The organism is Paenibacillus forsythiae T98 (genome assembly GCF_000520735.1).
Classification (GTDB): domain Bacteria; phylum Bacillota; class Bacilli; order Paenibacillales; family Paenibacillaceae; genus Paenibacillus_AQ; species Paenibacillus_AQ forsythiae.
In genome coordinates this window covers 1-1006 of record NZ_ASSC01000661.1, presented here as the reverse complement: position 1 = coordinate 1006, position 1006 = coordinate 1, and the positions used below count along the sequence as shown (strand labels likewise).

The window sequence follows — 1006 nt, the reverse complement described above, 5'->3', positions numbered from 1 at the left end:
GGAACGGATGACTTACACCAATGTGCGCAAAATTTTTCTGGATGAAGATCCCGAGCTGCTGAAGCGTTACGCTCCGCTGATTGAGGACTTCCGTCTGATGCGCGAAATTGCGATGAAACTGCGGGATGCGCGGATGAAGCGGGGAGCCGTTGACTTCGACTTCCAGGAGAGCAAAATCATCGTCGACGAGAACGGCAAAGCCATTGATATTGTAAAAAGAGAACGTTCCATCGCGGAGCAGATCATTGAGGAGTTCATGCTGGCGGCGAACGAGACGGTGGCCGAGCATTTTCACTGGCTGAAGGTGCCGTTCCTGTACCGGATTCACGAGGACCCGGACCCCGAGAAGCTGCAAAATTTCATGGCGTTCGCGGCCAACTTCGGCCATCACGTCAAGGGACGCGGCAATTCCGTGCATCCCCGCGCGCTGCAAAAACTGCTGGAGGACATCCAGGGAACCAAGGAGCAGACGGTGATCAGCACGATGATGCTCCGCTCCATGAAGCAGGCGAAGTACGATGCGGAAAGCACAGGGCACTTTGGACTGGCGGCGGAGTATTATTCGCACTTCACTTCACCCATCCGGCGTTATCCCGATCTCGTTATTCACCGGGTCATCCGCGAGGTGCTGGAGAGTGGCGGGGCGCTTGGCGAGAAGCGCCATGAGTATCTGGCGAGCCGGATGCCGGATATTGCCCAGCAGTCCTCCGAGCGCGAACGCGTCGCGGTGGAGGCGGAGCGGGACACGGAGCAACTGAAAAAAGCGGAGTACATGCTGGACAAGGTTGGCGAGGAGTTCGAGGCGATGGTCAGCAGCGTGACCAGCTTCGGCATGTTCGTCGAGCTGGAAAATACCGTCGAAGGGCTAATCCGTCTGAGCCATCTGACGGATGACTATTACCACTTCGACGAGGGTCATATGGCGCTCATTGGCGAGCGCACCTCGAAGGTGTTCCGCATTGGCGACGAGGTGAAGATCCGCGTCGCCAAGGTGAACATGGACGAC

The 1006-nt window shown here is 57.4% G+C and carries 1 protein-coding gene; it reads left to right on the top strand.

Annotated features, from left to right (window positions below; genetic code table 11):
- On the top strand, positions 1-1006 hold a 1006-nt coding region (locus L692_RS0120485; protein WP_025701906.1), incomplete at both ends, for a ribonuclease R family protein.